Consider the following 15,918-nt stretch of genomic DNA (forward strand, 5'->3'; position numbering starts at 1 on the left):
GGTGTCGGAGTCATCCACCGTTTCGGGCGAGGGCTTCGGCGATGTGCTCGGCCTCGGTGCGGCGGGGCTCGGGCGTGGCCGGCGGCAGGACGTCGGGACGCCGGGCGAGCAGGTCGCGCGCGTAGGCGATGAAGGCGTCGATGTCCTGGCTGGCCAGGTACGGGACCGCCTTCTCCACCTCGGCTCGCGGCCAGTCCCACCACCGGATCTCCAGCAGGGCAGCGATCTGCTCCTCGCTGAACCGGTAGCGGATCACCTTCGCCGGGTTGCCGCCCACGACGGCGTAGTCGGGCACGTCACGGGTGATCACCGAGCCGGCGCCGATGATCGCGCCGTGGCCGATCCGCACGCCGCTGATCACGTGCGAGCCCGGGCAGAGCCAGACGTCCGAGCCGATGAAGGTATCGCCTGTCGGCGTGGGGAATCCGTCCTCGCCGGCGCCCTCCATCCCCCACAGGATCCGGTGCGGGTACGTGGTCACCGCGTCGATCTTGTGCTTGCCGCCGAGGTAGACCATCGCCTCGGACGACAGCGAGGAGTAGTCGCCCAGGGTCAGCTTCGTGTCGTCATGGATGAAGCTCTTGATCATCGGCACCTGGTAGGCGCGGGTGTTCGGACCCACGGTGACCCGTCCGGCCTTCTCCATCCGCTTGAACTCGGCGATGTGCGCGCCGATCGCCTCGTCGCGGATCCGCCGCAACAGGTAGTAGACGAACCGCAGGAACGAACGCACCACTAGTGGTCTCCCATCGATGAGGTCATGGCAGGCTCGCCCCGGTCGGGTCGCGCCTCGGTCAGGTCGTCAGGAACCGCCTCCAGGGGCGGGGCAGGGGCGAAGCGGCGCATGTGCGCGAGGTAGACCAGCCACCACACGACGGCCACCACCACCTGCAGGCAGGCCAATGCCCACCAGGCGCCCAGGGCACCGTTCACGCTGACGCCGACGATCACCGCCGCCAGCATCGCCGTCGTGGAGACGACGTCGATCACCATGGTCACCCGGATCGCACGCCGTCCCATCAGGGCCGAGCGGACGCCGGTGATCATGCCCAGCGCCACCAGGTGCAGGGCGGCCGGCCAGAAGAGGGTCCGGGCACCGGCCCAGGTGTCGCCGAGGATCAGCTCGCCGACGCCGTCCGGCAGGGCCAACAACACCGCGCCGTTGGCAGCCGCGATCACGCCCATCAGCACGGTGCCGCGCCGCGCCTGGCGCCGGACCAGCTCACGATCGTCGGGCGCGGCCGCGACCTCGGCGACGCCGGCGGCCATGAACGCGGCCTGCACCATGGTGAAGAGTCCGGTCAGCAGCAGCACCCCGCGCACCGCGCCGAGGTCGGCAGCGCCGGCGATCCCGGCGATCGCGATCGTGGTCGCCAGGGCCGAGCCCTGGGTCGCGGCGAAGGAGAGCATGTAGCGCCAGGAGAAGGTCCAGGTGCTGCGCAGCCAGCGCACCGACGGCACCGCGAGGTGGGTGCGGTGGTGGACCAGCGTGAGCAGCCCGGCCACGGCACCCGATCCGGACCAGACCAGCACCAGCGGGACCAGGCCGGCATCGGCCCACCACACCCAGGCCGCGCCGATGACCAGCAGCAGCACGCGGAGCAGGTCGAGCGCGAGCGCACGCTCGGGCTCGTGCCGCGCGAAACCGAGGAACCGGCCGTAGTCCTGGAGGGTGAGTCCCGGCATCAGCGCGCCGAGGATCAGCAGGGAGAGTCCGACCTCGGCATGCCACGCCCAGGTGGCGGCGCCGGCAAGCGCGAGCACCACGCCGACGAAGGCGGCCAATGCGACCGCCGCACTGAGCATCGGCCCCGGCCCGGCGAGGGCGTCGTCGTGGTGCAGCAGGGTCGGCTCCCCCACCCAGGCCCGGATCACGCCCTGCGCGGCGACGAAGCAGATGAAGATCAGGCCGAAGAGCCCGAACGAGGCGACGTCGAGCAGCTGCGCCGCGATCAGGGTGACCAGCAGGCTGGAGGCGGCCGAGACCGCCTGATCGGTGGCGACCACCGACAGCCGTCGTCCCGCTGCCGACCTACCCACGCGGTGCCACCTCCCGGCCCTGGCGCGACACCCCGACGGCGTCCCTGCTCTGAACCAACGACGTCGGCGGGCCGTCGCTACGGGCTTTGCCGAACTCCTTGCGGAGCGCGCGCAGGCCGCCCTAGGGTCTGGGGCTGTGCCTCCCGCCCCCTTCGAACCCACGCCCACGCTGGCCCGGCTCTACCCCGAGGCCACGGTCGGCGGGTTCAGCCGCTACGACGGCTTCGTGGAGTTCTACACCCGCGTGAACGCCTTGCTGCACGACGATTCCCGGGTCCTGGACTTCGGAGCCGGCCGCGGGCAGTGGGCCCACGAGCCGCTGCCCGAGGCCTCGCGCCGGCTGCGCGCGTTCCACGAGCGGGTCGCGCAGGTGGACGGCGTCGACGTCGACGAGGTGGTCACCACCAACCCGACCCTGGCCGAGGCGAAGGTGTTGGCCCCGGGCGAGCCGTTGCCCTGGGCCGACGCCACCTACGACCTGGTGCTCGCCGACTACGTGCTGGAGCACATCAGCGAGCCGGACGCCCCCGGAGTGGCCGCCGAGATCATGCGGGTGCTGAAGCCCGGCGGCTGGCTCGCCGCGCGGACGCCGAACAAGTGGGGCCTGATCGGCCTCGGTGCCCGTGCGGTGCCCAATCACCTGCACACGAAGGTGTTGTCGCGCCTCCAGCCTGGGCGCAAGGCGATGGACGTCTTCCCCGTGGAGTACCACATGAACACCCGCCGCGAGCTGCGCAGCCTCTTCGCACCGCCGCACCGGGTCGTCGTCTACGGGCACGCCTCGGAGCCCACGTACTTCGGCTCCTCGGTGCCCGCCTGGCGCGCGGCACAGCTGTTGGACCGGCTGACGCCACCGGCCCTGGCGCCCACGCTGATGGTCTTCGTCCAGCGCGGCTGAGGCCTCAGACCACGTCGGCGAGCGCCGCCAGCACGTGGGCCTTGGTGGGTGCGCCCACCGCACGCGTGTGCTCGGAGCCGGCGGCGTCGAGCACGATCGTGGTCGGCGTCCGGACGATGCCGAGCTGCCGGACCAGCTCCAGGTGGTGCTCGGCGTCGACCTCGATGTGCGCCACGCCGGGGACCAGCGTGGTCACCTCGTCAAGGATCCGGCGGGTGCTGCGGCACGGGGCACAGAACGCGGTGGAGAACTGCACGAGGGTGGCCCGGTCGCCGAGCTGCGCCTCGAAGGGCGTGTCCGCCAGCAGGCTCGGTGCCGGCTGGACGGCCGCCTCCACCTCAGCCGGAGCGGTGGTGCGCACCGCGCTGCGGGGGCGGAACCTGCCGTCGGTGAGCACCCGCCACGCCCCGAAGAGGGCGACGACGGCAAGGGTCACCACCAGCACGATGAGTCCAGTCACGCAGACACAACCGTGCTCGCCGGACGGGCATTCCCACCAGGCTCAGCGCCCCGGCACCACCATCGGCGTGCCGGTGACCGGATCGGGCACCACGATCGACTCCATCGCGAAGACCTCCGCGACCAGCTCCGCGGTGACCACCTCGGCCGGCGTCCCCGACGCCACGATCCGCCCGGCACGCAGGGCGACCACGTGGTCGGCGAAGCGGCACGCCTGGTTCAGGTCGTGCAGCACCGCGACCACGGTGCGGCCCTGGTCGACCAGCCGTCGCAGCAGCCGGAGCAGCTCGTACTGGTGGGCGATGTCCAAGAACGTGGTCGGCTCGTCGAGCAGCAGGTAAGGCGTCTGCTGGGCCAGGACCATCGCGATCCAGACCCGCTGGCGCTGCCCGCCCGAGAGGTCGGAGACCGCACGGTCGGCGAGGTCGGCGACCCCGGCGTCGGCCATCGCGGTGGCGACCGCCTCGGCGTCGCCCGACGACCAGGTGCCGAGCAGCGACTGGTGCGGGTAGCGTCCGCGACGCACCAGCGCCTCGACCCTGATCCCCTCCGGCGCGGTGGCCGACTGGGGCAGGAACCCGAGCACCCGCGCCAGATCGCGCGCCTTCCAGCCGGACAGCGCCCGGCCGTCGAGCAGCACCTCGCCGGCGCGCGGCTCCAGCAGTCGGACCAGCGCCCGCAGCAGCGTCGACTTGCCGCACGCGTTGGCGCCGACCACCGCAGTGAACGCACCGTCGGGGATCGTCAGGTCCAGCCCCTCCACGACGGCACGGTCCTGATAGCCGAGGGTGAGTCCGCGGGCCTCGAGCCGCGTCATCAGCGAACCTCCTTGAAGAGCAACCACAACAGATAGAGTCCGCCGACGGCGGTGGTGACCACGCCGACCGGCAACGCCACCGGGGCGAAGATCCCTTGCGCCACCAGGTCGGAGCCACACAGCAGCAGGGCGCCGGTGAGCGCTGCCGGAAGCAGCGGGACCCCGGCCGCGCCGACCAGCCGCCGGCCGATCTGGGGCGCCGCCAGCGCGATGAAGACGATCGGACCGGCCACCGCGGTGACGGTCGCGGTCAGCATCACGCCGATCGCGACCAGGACCAGCTGCACCGGCCGCATCGCGACCCCGGTGCTGCGCGCGAGGTCGTCGCCGAAGGCGAGCTGGTGCATCGGCCGGGCGATGAGGGCGACGGCCGCCAACAGCACCACGATCAACGTCACCGGGGTGTCGATGTCGACCCAGTCCAGCCCGGCCAGCGAGCCCGCGTTCCAGAAGGTCGCCGCGATCGCCACGTCGAGCTCCGCGCGCAGCACCAGCCAGGAGTTCACCGCGGCCAGGACCGCGCCCACCGCGATCCCGATCACGATCAGGCGCAGGCCGGAGAAGCTCCGGCCCCAGGCGAGCAGCTGGATCAGCGCGGCCGCGGCGAGTCCGCCGGCCAGGGCGCCCGCCATCACCGCGCCCTCGCCGGTCGCGCCGATCACGGTCAGCGTCACCAGCACACCGGTGTAGGCACCGGCGTCGAGCCCGATCACGTCGGGCGAGCCGAGCGGGTTGCGGGTCAGGTTCTGGAAGATCGCGCCGGCCACCCCGAGCCCGGCGCCGAAGACCACCGCGGCGAGCACCCGCGGCATCCGCCACTGGGTCACCGAGATCTGGATCGGCCCTCCCCCGAAGAGGGCCGACCAGACGTCTGCGGGGTGGTCCCATCCGTTGCCGAAGCAGAGCGCAGCGAAGGCGCTGCAGAGCACCAGCACCGTCAGCAGCGCGGCGACCACCAGCAACCGGCGCTCGACGAGGAGTCGCCGTCCGGGCGCCACCGGCAGGGCGAGCGTCCTCACAGCTCACTCACCCCGTAGCGGCGCACGACCCAGATCAGCACCGGGCCTCCGATCACGGCCGTGATCACCGCGACCGGCATGTCGCCGGTCGGCAGCACCACCCGCGCCAGGATGTCGGAGACCAGCAGCAGAGTCGGCCCGAGCAGCGCGGAGAGTCCGACCAGCCAGCCGACGGAGGCCGGCACCACCTGCCGCACCAGGTGCGGCACGATCAGGCCCACGAAGACGATCGGCCCGGCCACTGCCGTGGCGACGGCGGCCAACGCCGTCGCGGTGACGGCGGTGGCGATCCGGGTGCGCGCCACCGGCACCCCCAGCCCGCTGGCGACGTCGTCGCCCAGGCTGAGCGCCGAGAGCGGTCGCACCAACAGGGCCGCGGCCACCAGCGCGACCAGCAGCACCACCGACGGCAGCAGCAATGCGGTCTGCTCACGTCCGGCCAGCGAGCCGACCGACCAGTACCGGTGCGCGTCCAGCGCACTGGTGCTGCGGATCCGGATCGCCAGGCTCCAGCCCATCAGGACGGCGCTGAGCGCGGTCCCGGCGAGCACCAGCCGCAGCGGGTCGCCGCGGCCGACAGTCAGCACCACCAGCGCCGCCGCCGTCGCACCGACCAACGCCGCGACCAGCACCAGCGTCTGTCCGGGGCTGAGCACCATGCTGACCAGGACCACCGCGAACGAGGCACCGGCGCTGACGCCGAGCAGTCCCGGCTCGGCCAGGGCGTTGCGGGTCAGCACCTGGATCAGCGCTCCGGAGACGGCGAGCGCCGCGCCGACCAGGATGGCCAGCCAGGTCCGTGGCACCCGTACCGTGCGCACCGCGAGGTGCGCGGAGTCGGTCGGGTCGGGATCGACCAGCGCCGTCCACGCCTGGACCGGCGAGACGTCGCCCTTGCCGACCAACAGGCTGATCGCGGCACAGACCAGCAGCAGCGCCACCCCGGCGCCGAGCACCACGGCGCCCCGCAGGCCGGTGCTCCGCTCCTCCTCCAGCGTCGCAGCCATCACTCGTCGAGGTCGGCGACGCCGCGCTTCCAGTAGCCGGTGACCAGGGCGTCGTAGCCGCGCTCCTTGGCGAAGCGGCGCACCGCCTTGAGGTCGGTGGCCTCGCCGGCGGCGAAGACGAAGACGTCCTCGGCCGCGACGTCGTCGAGCTCGAGCGCCTCGAGGGCGGCACCGAGCCGACTGCCCTCGGCCCGGGAGTGCCACTGCACCGCCACGCCGTCGCGCGCTGCGAGCGGGTAGCCGGCCTCCTCGGCGTGGTCGGTCTCCACGATCACGTCGACGTGCACGCCGCGCTCGACCAGCCAGTCGCCCTCCTCCAGCCACCGCGCGACGGCGGGGAGACCGGTCGGGTCGGCGACCATCACGTAGTGGCGGTAGGTGTCGGGGAAGGCGATCGAGCCGGGCGGCCCGGCGACCACGGCCTCGTCGCCGACCTCGACGTCGTTGGCCCAGGCGGAGGCGAACCCACCCTCGTGGAGGACGAAGTCGAGGTCGATCTCGCCGGCCTCGGTGTCGACGCGGCGCAGCGTGTACTTGCGGGCCGGAGCGTAGGGCTTGATCCAGTCGAGGGAGAGCTCGGCGTTCTGCACCGGATCGTTGCGGGTGCCGTCGGGGAAGGCGAAGAGCACCTTGACGTGGTCGTCGGCCTGGTGGCTGATCATCCGCCGCAGCTCGTCGCCGGCGATGGTGATCCGCAGCATGTGCGGCGTGACCAGCTCGCGACGGGTGACCACGCCCCGGTTGATGCCGACGGGGTAGGGAACCCTCCTCGTCCCGCGGCCGCCGGCCCGGTGGGCGGCGACCTTGGGACCGGGGTTGCTGCGATCGGTCACGCGAGGTCCTCGGCGAACGCCTTCGCGAACGCCTTGTCGATCTCGTCGAGGGTGGTCATCGCGGTGGCGTAGGTGGCCGCCTCGGTGAACTTGAACGGCACCGTGAGGCCGCCCTTGGCGGCCGGCAGGTTCTGGAAGAGCGGCGAGTCGAGCACGTACTGCACGGCGGCCGACGGCTTGCCGGAGTCCTCGACGGAGTAGGAGATCACGTCGGCTTCGCCCAGGCTGGCCGGGAGCTCCTCGATCGCCGGGTACTCGGAGACGTCGCTGCTGCCGCCCTCGGCCTTCTTCACCTCGCCGTAGTAGGTGACGCCGATGTCGGTGGCGATGTTCGTGCCCCAGGAGCCCGCGAACTCACGCTGGAAGTTTCCGGCCGACACGTCGCCGTAGCCACCGACGTGGCCGAAGGAGACGCCGTCGAGGACGTCGGCGTACTTCTCGGTGAGCTCGGCGGCCTTGGCCTCGTAGGCGGCCTTGTTCTCCTCCAGGGTGGCGCTCACGCCGGCGGCATCGGCCTGCTTGGCGTTGAGCTCCTTCCACTTGTCCGGGCGGGAGGGGCCGAGCTGGACGACGGGCGCGATCTGCTCGAGCCGGTCGAGGTTGAGGTCGACCACGGCGGGCTGCGGGACGCCGATGATGATCAGGTCCGGCTTGAGCTCGGCGATCGCGTCGTAGTTCGTGGAGGCGGCGCTCTCGCCGGCGACCTTGTCCAGCTCCTCATAGCTGGCCCGGTCCTCGTCGGTCATCAGGTTGAGGCCGCGCGACCACTCCGAGATCCCGACCAGCGGTGCGTCCACCTCGAGCAGGGCCGGCACCGCGTACCCGGTGGCGATGATCCGCTCGGGGCTGCTCGGGATGGTGACCTCCTCCGTCGTGTCGTCGACGACGACCCGGGTCTCGCCGCTCTGGGCGTCGGCCTTGTCGTCGTCATCGGCCCAGCAGCCGCTCAGCGTGGTGGCCAGGACGAGGGCGGTCGAACCGACGAGGGCACGACGAAGTACAGGTGAGAAGCGCATGGAAGTAAGGTAAGCCTTGCCAACACCAATCAAGTGTCGCGAGGGGGACAGAAGATGTCGGTGACAGGGCACACTGCCAGCGAGGTCGGCGAGATCGCCGTCGAGGACCAGGGCTACGGCCTGGGCGAGCCCGACGGCATGCTGGTGCTGCGCTACCCCACCGGCCGCGCGGTGCCCGACTTCCCCGAGTACCGCGACGACCTGGTCCACCAGGTCTTCCACTCCCCCAACGGCGCGCTCAGCATCCGGCGTGGAGCCAGCACCCACTTCGCGTCCGCCGACCAGTGCATCTGGGTGCGTCGCGGGGTCGTCGCCGAGCTGAGCGGCTTCGACATGCAGACCGTGATCCGGGTCTGCGTGCGGCGCGCACCGGACGAGCTCACCGCCCACGGCGCCGCCGTCCTCGACCTCGACGCGGACCTGGCCGCGCTGCTCGACCGGGTGTCGCGCCCAGGTCTGGGGCAGCAGGAGGGACTGGCCGCCCGCAGCCAGATCCTGCACCGCCTTGCCGGCGTCGCCGAGCGCGACGGCACCACGCTGACCCACGCCACCTCCCCCAGCGGCCCGGCCCGCGAGGTGGCCCGCGCGATCCTGCACGACCCAGCCGACAGCACCGACCTGGCCACCTGGGCGAGCAGGATGCACGTGAGCACCAAGACGCTGCAGCGCAGCTTCCAGGTGAGCTTCGGCGCCTCCTTCAGCGACTGGCGCACGCGGACCCGGCTGCACGCCTCCCTGGCCCTGCTCCCGCACACCTCGGTGACCGAGGTCGCGCATCGGGTCGGCTACGGCAGCCCGTCTGCGTTCATCGCCGCCTTCACCAAGGAGTTCGGCACCAGCCCGAAGCGGCTGATCGCCCAACGACGCCTCGGCTGAGTAGCGCGGCTCATCGCATCTGAGCCGATCACGAAGGACGATGGAGTCATGGACACCACGCCCCCGGTCTCGCCGTTCCCCGCCTCGGACCGCCCGTCCCCGCCACCGCGCAAGGGTCGCTCGACCCGGTGGTGGGTGGCGATCAGCTTGGTGGCGCTCTCGCCGCTGCTGGCGATCGGCGGGTTCGCCGGCTGGCTGATGATCAGCGGGACCCCACTGATCGACGAGTGGCAGTGCTCCGACGGCGAGGCGCCCTATGTCTATCCCGAGGGCGGGAGCGCCTGCGCGAAGGAGGGATCGCAACTGCCCAAGGGAGCCTCCTGGGACCCCTTCGGCAACCGGCCGCTGTCCTGCCACGACCGGTGGGGCTGGGTCGAGGTGGAGCCGGTCCGGCCCGACCCGGACGACCCCCGCACCGACTGCGTGCGCAAGGGCGAGCCCATCCCCGAGGGGTGGCACGCAGTCGGCTGAGCGATGCTCAGGAGGTGAGGCCGGTCTCCACGAACGCGTCGTAGTTGGGCGCGATGGTGGCCGCCGGGCCGACCTTGTCGGCGACCGCGTCGAGCGTCTTCAGGCCCATGCCGGTGTTGATCACCACGGTCTCCAGCGAGGTGTCCAGCTGGCCGGTCTCGACGAGCTTCTTCAGCACGCCGACGGTGGTGCCACCGGCGGTCTCGGTGAAGATGCCCTCGGTACGGGCCAGCAGCAGGATGCCCTCGCGGACCTCGTCGTCGGTGATGTCCTCGACGGCGCCACCGGTCTCCCGGCAGATGTCGAGCACGTAGATGCCGTCGGCCGGGTTGCCGATCGCCAGCGACTTGGCGATGGTGTCCGGCTTGACCGGGCGGATCGCGTCGACGCCGGCCTTGTAGGCGACCGAGACCGGCGAGCAGCCGGTGGCCTGGGCACCGAAGATCTTGACCGGCTTGTCCTCGACCAGGCCGAGCTTGATCAGCTCCTGGAACGCCTTGTGCACCTTGGTCAGCTGCGAGCCCGAGGCGACCGGGATGACCACCTGGTCAGGCAGCCGCCAGCCGAGCTGCTCGGCGATCTCGTAGCCGAGGGTCTTGGAACCCTCGGCGTAGTACGGGCGGACGTTGACGTTCACGAACGCCCAGCCGTCCTCCTCGGCCGCGATCTCCTGGGCGAGCTTGTTGACGTCGTCGTAGTTGCCGTCGACGGCGACCAGCGAGTCGGTGTAGACCGCGGAGTTGACCTGCTTGGGCTTCTCCAGGTTGGAGGGGATGAAGACCACGGTCTTGATCCCGGCGCGCGCACCGGCCGCGGCGACGGCGTTGGCCAGGTTGCCGGTCGACGGGCAGGCGAAGACCTTCGCACCCAGTTCGCGCGCGGCGCTCAGGGCGCAGGCGACGACGCGGTCCTTGAAGGAGTTCGTCGGGTTGGTGGAGTCGTCCTTGACCCAGAGGTTGTCGATGCCGAGGGTGGCGCCGAGGTTGTGGGCCTTGAGCAGCCGGGTGAAGCCGGGCTCGGTGTTGGGGCTCTGCTCGATGTCCGCGGGCACCGGGAGCAGCGCCTTGTAGCGCCAGATGTTGGCCGGGCCGGCCTCGATCTCCTCGCGGGTGACGGTGGGGAACTCGTAGGCGATCTCGAGCGGTCCGAAGCACTCCGGACAGGCGTAGAAGGGCCCGAGGTCGAGACGGTGGCCGCATTCGCGACAGGAGAGGGCGACGGCGTTGCCGAACGCGCCCGCACGAAGACCGGTGTCGGTGGTTGCTGGTTCAGTGGTCACAGCGCTCATGAGTCCTCCTCCTCATCTTCCCTGGAGCGACTCTCGCGACCAGGACGGATTTAGCACCGTTTCCGCGACTGGATCACTGGTGCGATCCAGGGGTGTTCGCGGCGGTTGCCGGGACTTCTTCGGGCCGTATCCCTCAGTCCCTCTCGATGAGCTGCGACCACCATACGGCACCGTCTCAACATGCGTACACCCGGTCCGCGATCCGGACGAGCCGATCGGAACGCACCCGGCGCGCGTGGTCGCACACCGGGTCTGATTGGCTAGGACCATGGAGTTCGTCTCCCCCGAGGGCCCGCAGCGCTACGCCGCACTGGTGCGCGTCGCGGCGCGGAGCGTGGTCGGGCTGGACATGGACGGCACCCTGTCACCGATCGTGGACGACCCGGCCGAGGCCAGGATCCATGCCGAGGCACCCGACGTCCTCGCCGACCTCGCCCGCACCGTCGCCGCGGTGGCGGTGATCACCGGACGCCCGGCCCGCCAGGCGGTCGCGCTCGGCCGCTTCGACGCCGTCGGCGACGCCCTGGCCGCCGATCGCCGCACGCTGACGATCTTCGGCCAGTACGGCGCCGAGCGCTGGTCGTCGACCGATCGCCGGGTCCGCACCCCACGACCGCCCCACGGGCTGGCCGCGTTCCTGGCCCAGATCCCCGCCCTGCTGCGGGAGAGCGATGCGACCGACGCCTTCGTCGAGGAGAAGGGCCTGGGCGTGGCGCTGCACACCCGCCGGATGCCCGACTCGGCGGCGGCGATCGCCCGGCTCGCGGGCCCGGTCACCGCACTCGCCGAGCGGCATCAGCTCACCGTGGAGCCCGGGCGCAACGTGCTGGAGGTGCGGGCACCGGGCGTCGACAAGGGCGACGCGGTGCGGGCCTTCGCTCGCGAGTCGGCGGCCGAGGGATTCCTCTTCGCCGGAGACGACCTGGGCGACCTGGCCGCCTATGCGGCGGTCGCCGAGCTGCGCGAGGCGGGCCTGGCCACGCTGCTGGTCTGCTCGACGTCCACCGAGCAGAGCGCGCTGCGCGAGCTCAGTGACCTCTGTGTGCCCGGGCCCGACGGCGTGATCGCGTTCCTACGCCGGCTGGTCGCCGACGTGCGGGCCGCTCAGCTCGCGTAGTCGGGGGTCAGGATGACGGTGAGCCGGTCGAGCCGCATCGGCGCGACGGCCGGCTTGAGCCGCTTGACGCCGAGGTCCTTGCTCAGCAGCTTCGCGGCACGCTCCAGGCGCTCGGGGTAGTAGATCGTGGAGGCCGGGATGCTGCCGCGCCAGTTGTCGGAGCCGACGACCTTCCAGCCCGCGCCGTCGACCCTGCCGGCGACCCTGCCGGCCAGTCCGGCGATGTTGGAGTTGTTGTAGACCTCGACATAGACCTCGCCGCGCTTGACCGCAGGCTTGGCCTTCTTCTTCGGCGGCTGCGGCGTGGTGGTGGGCTCGGCCGTCGGCGTCGACGTCGGCTCCTGCGCCACGTTGACGGCGGCCGGGTTGTCGTCGTCCTTGGTCACCACGAAGGCGACCGCGGCCATCGCCACGGCGACAACGCTCAGCGCGACCACCGGCGAGGGCAGGGCTACGCCCGCCTCGTTGCGAGGCTTGGCTGCGATCCGGCGCACGCTCAGACCTCGAAGCCGAGGCGGCGGGCCGAGCGCTGACGCTGACGAGCGGCGCGCAGCCGGCGCAGCCGGCGGACCAGCAGCGGGTCGGCGGCGAGCGCCTCCGGCTTGTCGATCAGCGCATTGAGGACCTGGTAGTAGCGGGTCGAGGACATGTCGAAGCGCTCACGGATGGCCTGCTCCTTGGCTCCGGCGTACTTCCACCACTGGCGCTCGAACTCCAGGATGTCGGCGTCCCGCTCCGACACCGTGCCGTCGTTCGCCACCTGATTGGTGCTGACCGACTCTGCAGCGTCCATCCGGCTCGACCCCTTCGTGCTCCTCGACAGCCTCTGGCCACGGTCAGTCTACGCATGCGAACCACATCGATGTGATTCGCTGCTTCGGCGAGTCACGGTTCGGCTCCCCGTGCGAAGATGCCTCCGGGAGGGGAGCCCGACGTAGAAGACGAGGACCCTCATGCCCGACGCCACCGGCCGACTCCAGCAGATCAGCCGCTTCGACGACCTGACCGACGCCGAGATCGCCCTGATCGCCCGCGCCGGCACCGCCGTCAACGTGCCCGCCGACTGGTCGCTGATCTGGGAGAAGACCCCGGCCGACAAGGCCTACCTGATCCTCGACGGCGAGGTCTCGGTGCGCCGCGAGGGCGTCGAGATCGCCCGGCTCGGCCCCGGCGACACCGTCGGTGAGTCCGCGATCGTCGCGCACCGGCTGCGCAGCGCCAGCGTGGTGTCGCTGACCCCGCTGCAGGTGCTGCACTTCACCGCCGAGTCGGTCAACGACCTGTTGAAGGCCTCGCCCCGGTTCCGCGAGGCGCTCGAGCAGACCACCCGCGAACGACTTCCGTGAGGTCACCATCGACGACGATCTCTACTCCGCCCTGGTCCTGACCCTGCTCGGCCAGGAGCCGCACCTGAGCCGCAACCAGGTCAGCGAGCGCAGCGGCGTCAGCGGCGAGCGCTCCCGCGAGCTGTGGCAGTCGCTCGGCTTCCCGCCCGCCGCGGACGACGACACCCCCGTCTACGTGGACGCCGACGTCGAGGCGCTGCGTGCCCTGGAGACCCTGCTCCGTCTCGGCATGATCGACCAACGCGCCGAGATCGCCATCGCGCGGACGGTGGGGCGCACCTTCGCCCGGCTGGCGGAGTGGGAGGTGGCCGAGCTCGCCGACACGGTGTTGAAGGACGCTCCCGAGATCGACCTCGAGCTGCTGCGCGCGGTGGCCGACGACCTGCTGCCGGTGATGGAGCAGCTGCACAGCCACATCTGGCGTCGTCATCTCGCCAGCGCGGCCGGTCGGCTGCTGGTGCGCGGCAGCGCCGACGAGAGCGTCGCGCTTACCGTCGGCTTCGTCGACGTCGTCGGCTACACCCGCCGGATCCGCTCGATGACCACCGACGAGCTGGAGCAGATGGTCGAGGTCTTCGAGGCCTCGACCACGGCAGCCGTGGTCGAGGGGGGCGGCCGGGTGATCAAGACCATCGGCGACGAGGTGCTCTTCGTCTGCGACCAGCCCGACGCCGCGGCGCGGGTCGCGTTGGCGCTGGCCGAGCGGCACGACGCGGACGAGCTCTTCCCGCAGGTCCGGGTCGGCCTCGGGCACGGCGAGGTGCTGGAGCGCTACGGCGACGTCTTCGGCGAGCCGGTGAACATGGCCGCCCGGCTCACCTCGCTGGCACGGCCGGGGCGGGTGCTGATCAACCGCCCGCTGGCCGACGTGGTGGACCGCGAGCAGTTCCGGGTCCGCCGCTGGCGGGTGGTGCCGGTGAAGGGCTACACGCGTCTCGAGGCCTGGTCACTGAGACGGCCACGGATGTCGACCGCGGACGCGGACCGCTAGGGTCGAAGCGTGCCAGGCCACGCGAACCTCGTGATCGTTGCCAACCGCCTGCCTGTGGACCAGGTCCGCGAACCCGACGGTTCGACGTCCTGGCGCCGCTCCCCCGGCGGACTCGTCTCCGCACTGGAGCCGGTGATGCGCATCCACGACGGCGCCTGGATCGGATGGCCGGGCGTCACCAGCGAGCAGGCCGGCGATCTGCAGCCCTTCCAGCTCGACGGGCTCTCGCTGGTCCCGATCGGCCTCAGCGCCGACGAGGTCGAGGGGTTCTACGAAGGCTTCTCCAACGCGACGCTGTGGCCGCTGTACCACGACGTCGTCGCCAAGCCGGAGTTCCACCGCGAGTGGTGGGAGTCCTACGTGGCGGTGAACCGGCGCTTCGCCGAGCGGGCCGCCGAGCTCGCCGCCCCCGGTGCCACGGTCTGGGTGCACGACTACCAGCTCCAGCTGGTCCCGGCGATGGTGCGCGAGCTGCGTCCCGACCTCAAGATCGGCTTCTTCCTGCACATCCCGTTCCCGCCGACCGAGCTGTTCGGCCAGCTACCGTGGCGGCGCCAGATCCTGGAGGGCCTGCTCGGCGCGGACCTGGTCGGCTTCCAGCTCTCCGGCGGCGCTCACAACTTCGTCCGCCTGGTCAAGCAGCGGGTGGGGCACCACACCGAGGGCAACGACGTGCACCTGCCGGACGGCAGAGTGGTGCGGGCGCAGGCGTTCCCGATCTCGATCGACGTGGCCGCCTTCGAGGAGCTGGCCGGCTCCGAGTCGGTGGAGCAGCGAGCCACCGAGATCCGCGCCGCGCTGGGCAACCCCCGCAAGGTTCTGCTCGGCATCGACCGCCTCGACTACACCAAGGGCATCTACCCCCGGTTGCGGGCCTACTCCGAGCTGGTCGCCGATGGCCACTTCGACGTGCACGACTCGGTCTTCATCCAGGTGGCGACCCCGTCGCGGGAGCGGGTCGAGCAGTACCGGCTGCTGCGTGACGACGTCGACCGGCTGGTCGGCCGGATCAACGGCGACCTCGGCGAGATCGGCTATCCCGCCATCTCCTACCTGCACTCCTCCTACCCGCAGCACGAGATGGCGGCGCTCTACCGGGTCGCCGACATCATGGTCGTCACGCCGTACCGCGACGGGATGAACCTGGTCGCCAAGGAGTACGTGGCCTGTCGCCTCGACGACGACGGCGCGCTGGTGCTCTCCGAGTTCACCGGCGCCGCGGCCGAGTTCCGCCAGGCCTGGCAGGTGAATCCCTACGACATCGACGGGATGAAGGCCGCCATCCTGGCGGCCGCCAACGCCACCGAGGACGAGCTGACCCGCCGGATGACGGCGATGCGGCGCAACCTGCGCGGGAACGACGTGAACCACTGGGCGGCCAGCTTCCTCGCTGCGCTGTAGTCCGAGCGAGCCCCGCCGGGCAGAACTTAGGCAATGCTAACTTTCTTCCGATCATTCTCGGGAGCCGCCGTCTCGCGCCGGCGGCAGATTGGAGCATCGCCATGTCGCGCCTACGCCGACTCTCCCCACTCGCCCTCGCCGCCGCCCTGCTCGGCGCAGGACTCGTCGCCCCAGCCGACAGCCAGGCCCCGGCCCCGGCGAACAGCCATCACGTCGCCGACAGCCGGGGCGGCCGCCTGTCACCCCAGCCAACGGCGTCCGGCACTCCCCTGCCCGGTGAGCTGTACCAGATCGGCTACTCGCGGCGGCACCGCGCGCTGTGGGTCACCAGCACCACCC

The 15,918-nt window shown here is 71.5% G+C and carries 19 protein-coding genes and 1 riboswitch; of the genes, 8 read left to right on the top strand and 11 right to left on the bottom strand.

Annotated elements, in window-relative coordinates; genetic code table 11:
• Positions 1-10 precede the first annotated feature (10 nt).
• Positions 11-733, bottom strand: a complete 723-nt coding sequence (locus ABD151_RS21525) for a CatB-related O-acetyltransferase (RefSeq protein ID WP_343996932.1) — start codon at positions 731-733, stop codon at positions 11-13.
• A gap of 2 nt (positions 734-735) precedes the next feature.
• A complete protein-coding gene (locus ABD151_RS21530; protein ID WP_343996933.1) occupies positions 736-2,040 on the bottom strand; it encodes an MATE family efflux transporter in 1,305 nt (434 codons plus the stop codon).
• 136 nt (positions 2,041-2,176) lie between these two features.
• Between ABD151_RS21530 and ABD151_RS21535 the strand changes: the two genes are divergently transcribed.
• Positions 2,177-2,938, top strand: coding sequence for a class I SAM-dependent methyltransferase (locus ABD151_RS21535; RefSeq protein ID WP_343996934.1), 762 nt, complete (start codon positions 2,177-2,179; stop codon positions 2,936-2,938).
• A 4-nt stretch (positions 2,939-2,942) separates the two neighbouring features.
• Here the strand turns inward: ABD151_RS21535 and ABD151_RS21540 are convergent, their stop codons facing one another.
• From ABD151_RS21540 to ABD151_RS21565, 6 genes are read right to left on the bottom strand one after another with little or no spacing between them, the layout of a single operon-like run.
• Complete coding sequence (locus tag ABD151_RS21540; protein ID WP_343996935.1) at positions 2,943-3,398, bottom strand: TlpA family protein disulfide reductase; 456 nt, start codon at positions 3,396-3,398, stop codon at positions 2,943-2,945.
• Between the two features lie 42 nt (positions 3,399-3,440).
• A complete protein-coding gene (locus ABD151_RS21545; protein ID WP_343996936.1) occupies positions 3,441-4,214 on the bottom strand; it encodes an ABC transporter ATP-binding protein in 774 nt (257 codons plus the stop codon).
• Positions 4,214-5,233: a FecCD family ABC transporter permease gene (locus ABD151_RS21550; RefSeq protein WP_343996937.1), complete on the bottom strand. Its 1,020-nt coding sequence runs from the start codon at positions 5,231-5,233 to the stop codon at positions 4,214-4,216. Before ABD151_RS21550 ends, ABD151_RS21545 begins: the two co-directional genes overlap by 1 nt.
• Positions 5,230-6,240 carry a FecCD family ABC transporter permease gene (locus ABD151_RS21555; protein ID WP_343996938.1) on the bottom strand — a complete coding sequence of 337 codons (1,011 nt, stop codon included), beginning with the start codon at positions 6,238-6,240 and terminating at the stop codon, positions 5,230-5,232. Before ABD151_RS21555 ends, ABD151_RS21550 begins: the two co-directional genes overlap by 4 nt.
• The gene (locus ABD151_RS21560; RefSeq protein ID WP_343996939.1) at positions 6,240-7,073 is read right to left on the bottom strand and encodes a siderophore-interacting protein; all 834 of its coding nucleotides are present in this window, start codon (positions 7,071-7,073) and stop codon (positions 6,240-6,242) included. The genes ABD151_RS21555 and ABD151_RS21560 overlap by 1 nt, the downstream gene beginning before the upstream one ends.
• A complete protein-coding gene (locus tag ABD151_RS21565) occupies positions 7,070-8,089 on the bottom strand; it encodes an ABC transporter substrate-binding protein (protein WP_343996940.1) in 1,020 nt (339 codons plus the stop codon). Before ABD151_RS21565 ends, ABD151_RS21560 begins: the two co-directional genes overlap by 4 nt.
• Positions 8,090-8,149: 60 nt before the next feature.
• On the opposite strand from ABD151_RS21565, the gene ABD151_RS21570 reads away from it, so the two are divergent.
• Complete coding sequence (locus tag ABD151_RS21570) at positions 8,150-8,965, top strand: helix-turn-helix transcriptional regulator (RefSeq protein WP_343996941.1); 816 nt, start codon at positions 8,150-8,152, stop codon at positions 8,963-8,965.
• 48 nt (positions 8,966-9,013) lie between these two features.
• On the top strand, positions 9,014-9,436 hold the full coding sequence (locus ABD151_RS21575) for a hypothetical protein (RefSeq protein WP_343996942.1): 423 nt from the start codon (positions 9,014-9,016) through the stop codon (positions 9,434-9,436).
• A gap of 7 nt (positions 9,437-9,443) precedes the next feature.
• Here ABD151_RS21575 and thrC read toward each other — a convergent pair whose 3' ends face one another.
• Positions 9,444-10,724, bottom strand: a complete 1,281-nt coding sequence (gene thrC, locus ABD151_RS21580) for a threonine synthase (protein WP_343996943.1) — start codon at positions 10,722-10,724, stop codon at positions 9,444-9,446.
• Positions 10,725-10,733: 9 nt separating this feature from the next.
• Positions 10,734-10,877, bottom strand: a riboswitch (SAM riboswitch).
• Positions 10,878-10,992: 115 nt separating this feature from the next.
• Between thrC and otsB the strand changes: the two genes are divergently transcribed.
• Positions 10,993-11,841 carry a trehalose-phosphatase gene (gene otsB, locus ABD151_RS21585; RefSeq protein ID WP_343996944.1) on the top strand — a complete coding sequence of 283 codons (849 nt, stop codon included), beginning with the start codon at positions 10,993-10,995 and terminating at the stop codon, positions 11,839-11,841.
• Here the strand turns inward: otsB and ABD151_RS21590 are convergent.
• Complete coding sequence (locus ABD151_RS21590; RefSeq protein WP_343996945.1) at positions 11,829-12,335, bottom strand: LytR C-terminal domain-containing protein; 507 nt, start codon at positions 12,333-12,335, stop codon at positions 11,829-11,831. The genes otsB and ABD151_RS21590 overlap by 13 nt on opposite strands.
• Before the next feature lie 2 nt (positions 12,336-12,337).
• Positions 12,338-12,634: a nucleoid-associated protein NapA gene (gene napA / locus ABD151_RS21595; RefSeq protein ID WP_343996947.1), complete on the bottom strand. Its 297-nt coding sequence runs from the start codon at positions 12,632-12,634 to the stop codon at positions 12,338-12,340.
• A 160-nt stretch (positions 12,635-12,794) separates the two neighbouring features.
• Between napA and ABD151_RS21600 the strand changes: the two genes are divergently transcribed.
• The 4 genes from ABD151_RS21600 to ABD151_RS21615 form a co-directional block, all read left to right on the top strand.
• Entirely contained in the window at positions 12,795-13,187 is a 393-nt protein-coding gene (locus ABD151_RS21600) for a Crp/Fnr family transcriptional regulator (RefSeq protein WP_343996948.1), read from the top strand.
• Between the two features lie 175 nt (positions 13,188-13,362).
• Positions 13,363-14,178 (top strand): adenylate/guanylate cyclase domain-containing protein, encoded by an 816-nt coding sequence (locus ABD151_RS21605; RefSeq protein WP_415629994.1) that lies wholly within the window; start codon positions 13,363-13,365, stop codon positions 14,176-14,178.
• Positions 14,179-14,187: 9 nt separating this feature from the next.
• Complete coding sequence (locus ABD151_RS21610) at positions 14,188-15,579, top strand: alpha,alpha-trehalose-phosphate synthase (UDP-forming) (protein WP_343996949.1); 1,392 nt, start codon at positions 14,188-14,190, stop codon at positions 15,577-15,579.
• Positions 15,580-15,680: 101 nt separating this feature from the next.
• Positions 15,681-15,918, top strand: a 238-nt coding sequence (locus ABD151_RS21615) for a hypothetical protein (protein WP_343996950.1), incomplete at its 3' end; no start/stop codon positions are given.

Origin of the sequence: Nocardioides dubius (assembly GCF_039528155.1) — a bacterium.
Taxonomy (GTDB): Bacteria; Actinomycetota; Actinomycetes; order Propionibacteriales; family Nocardioidaceae; genus Nocardioides; species Nocardioides dubius.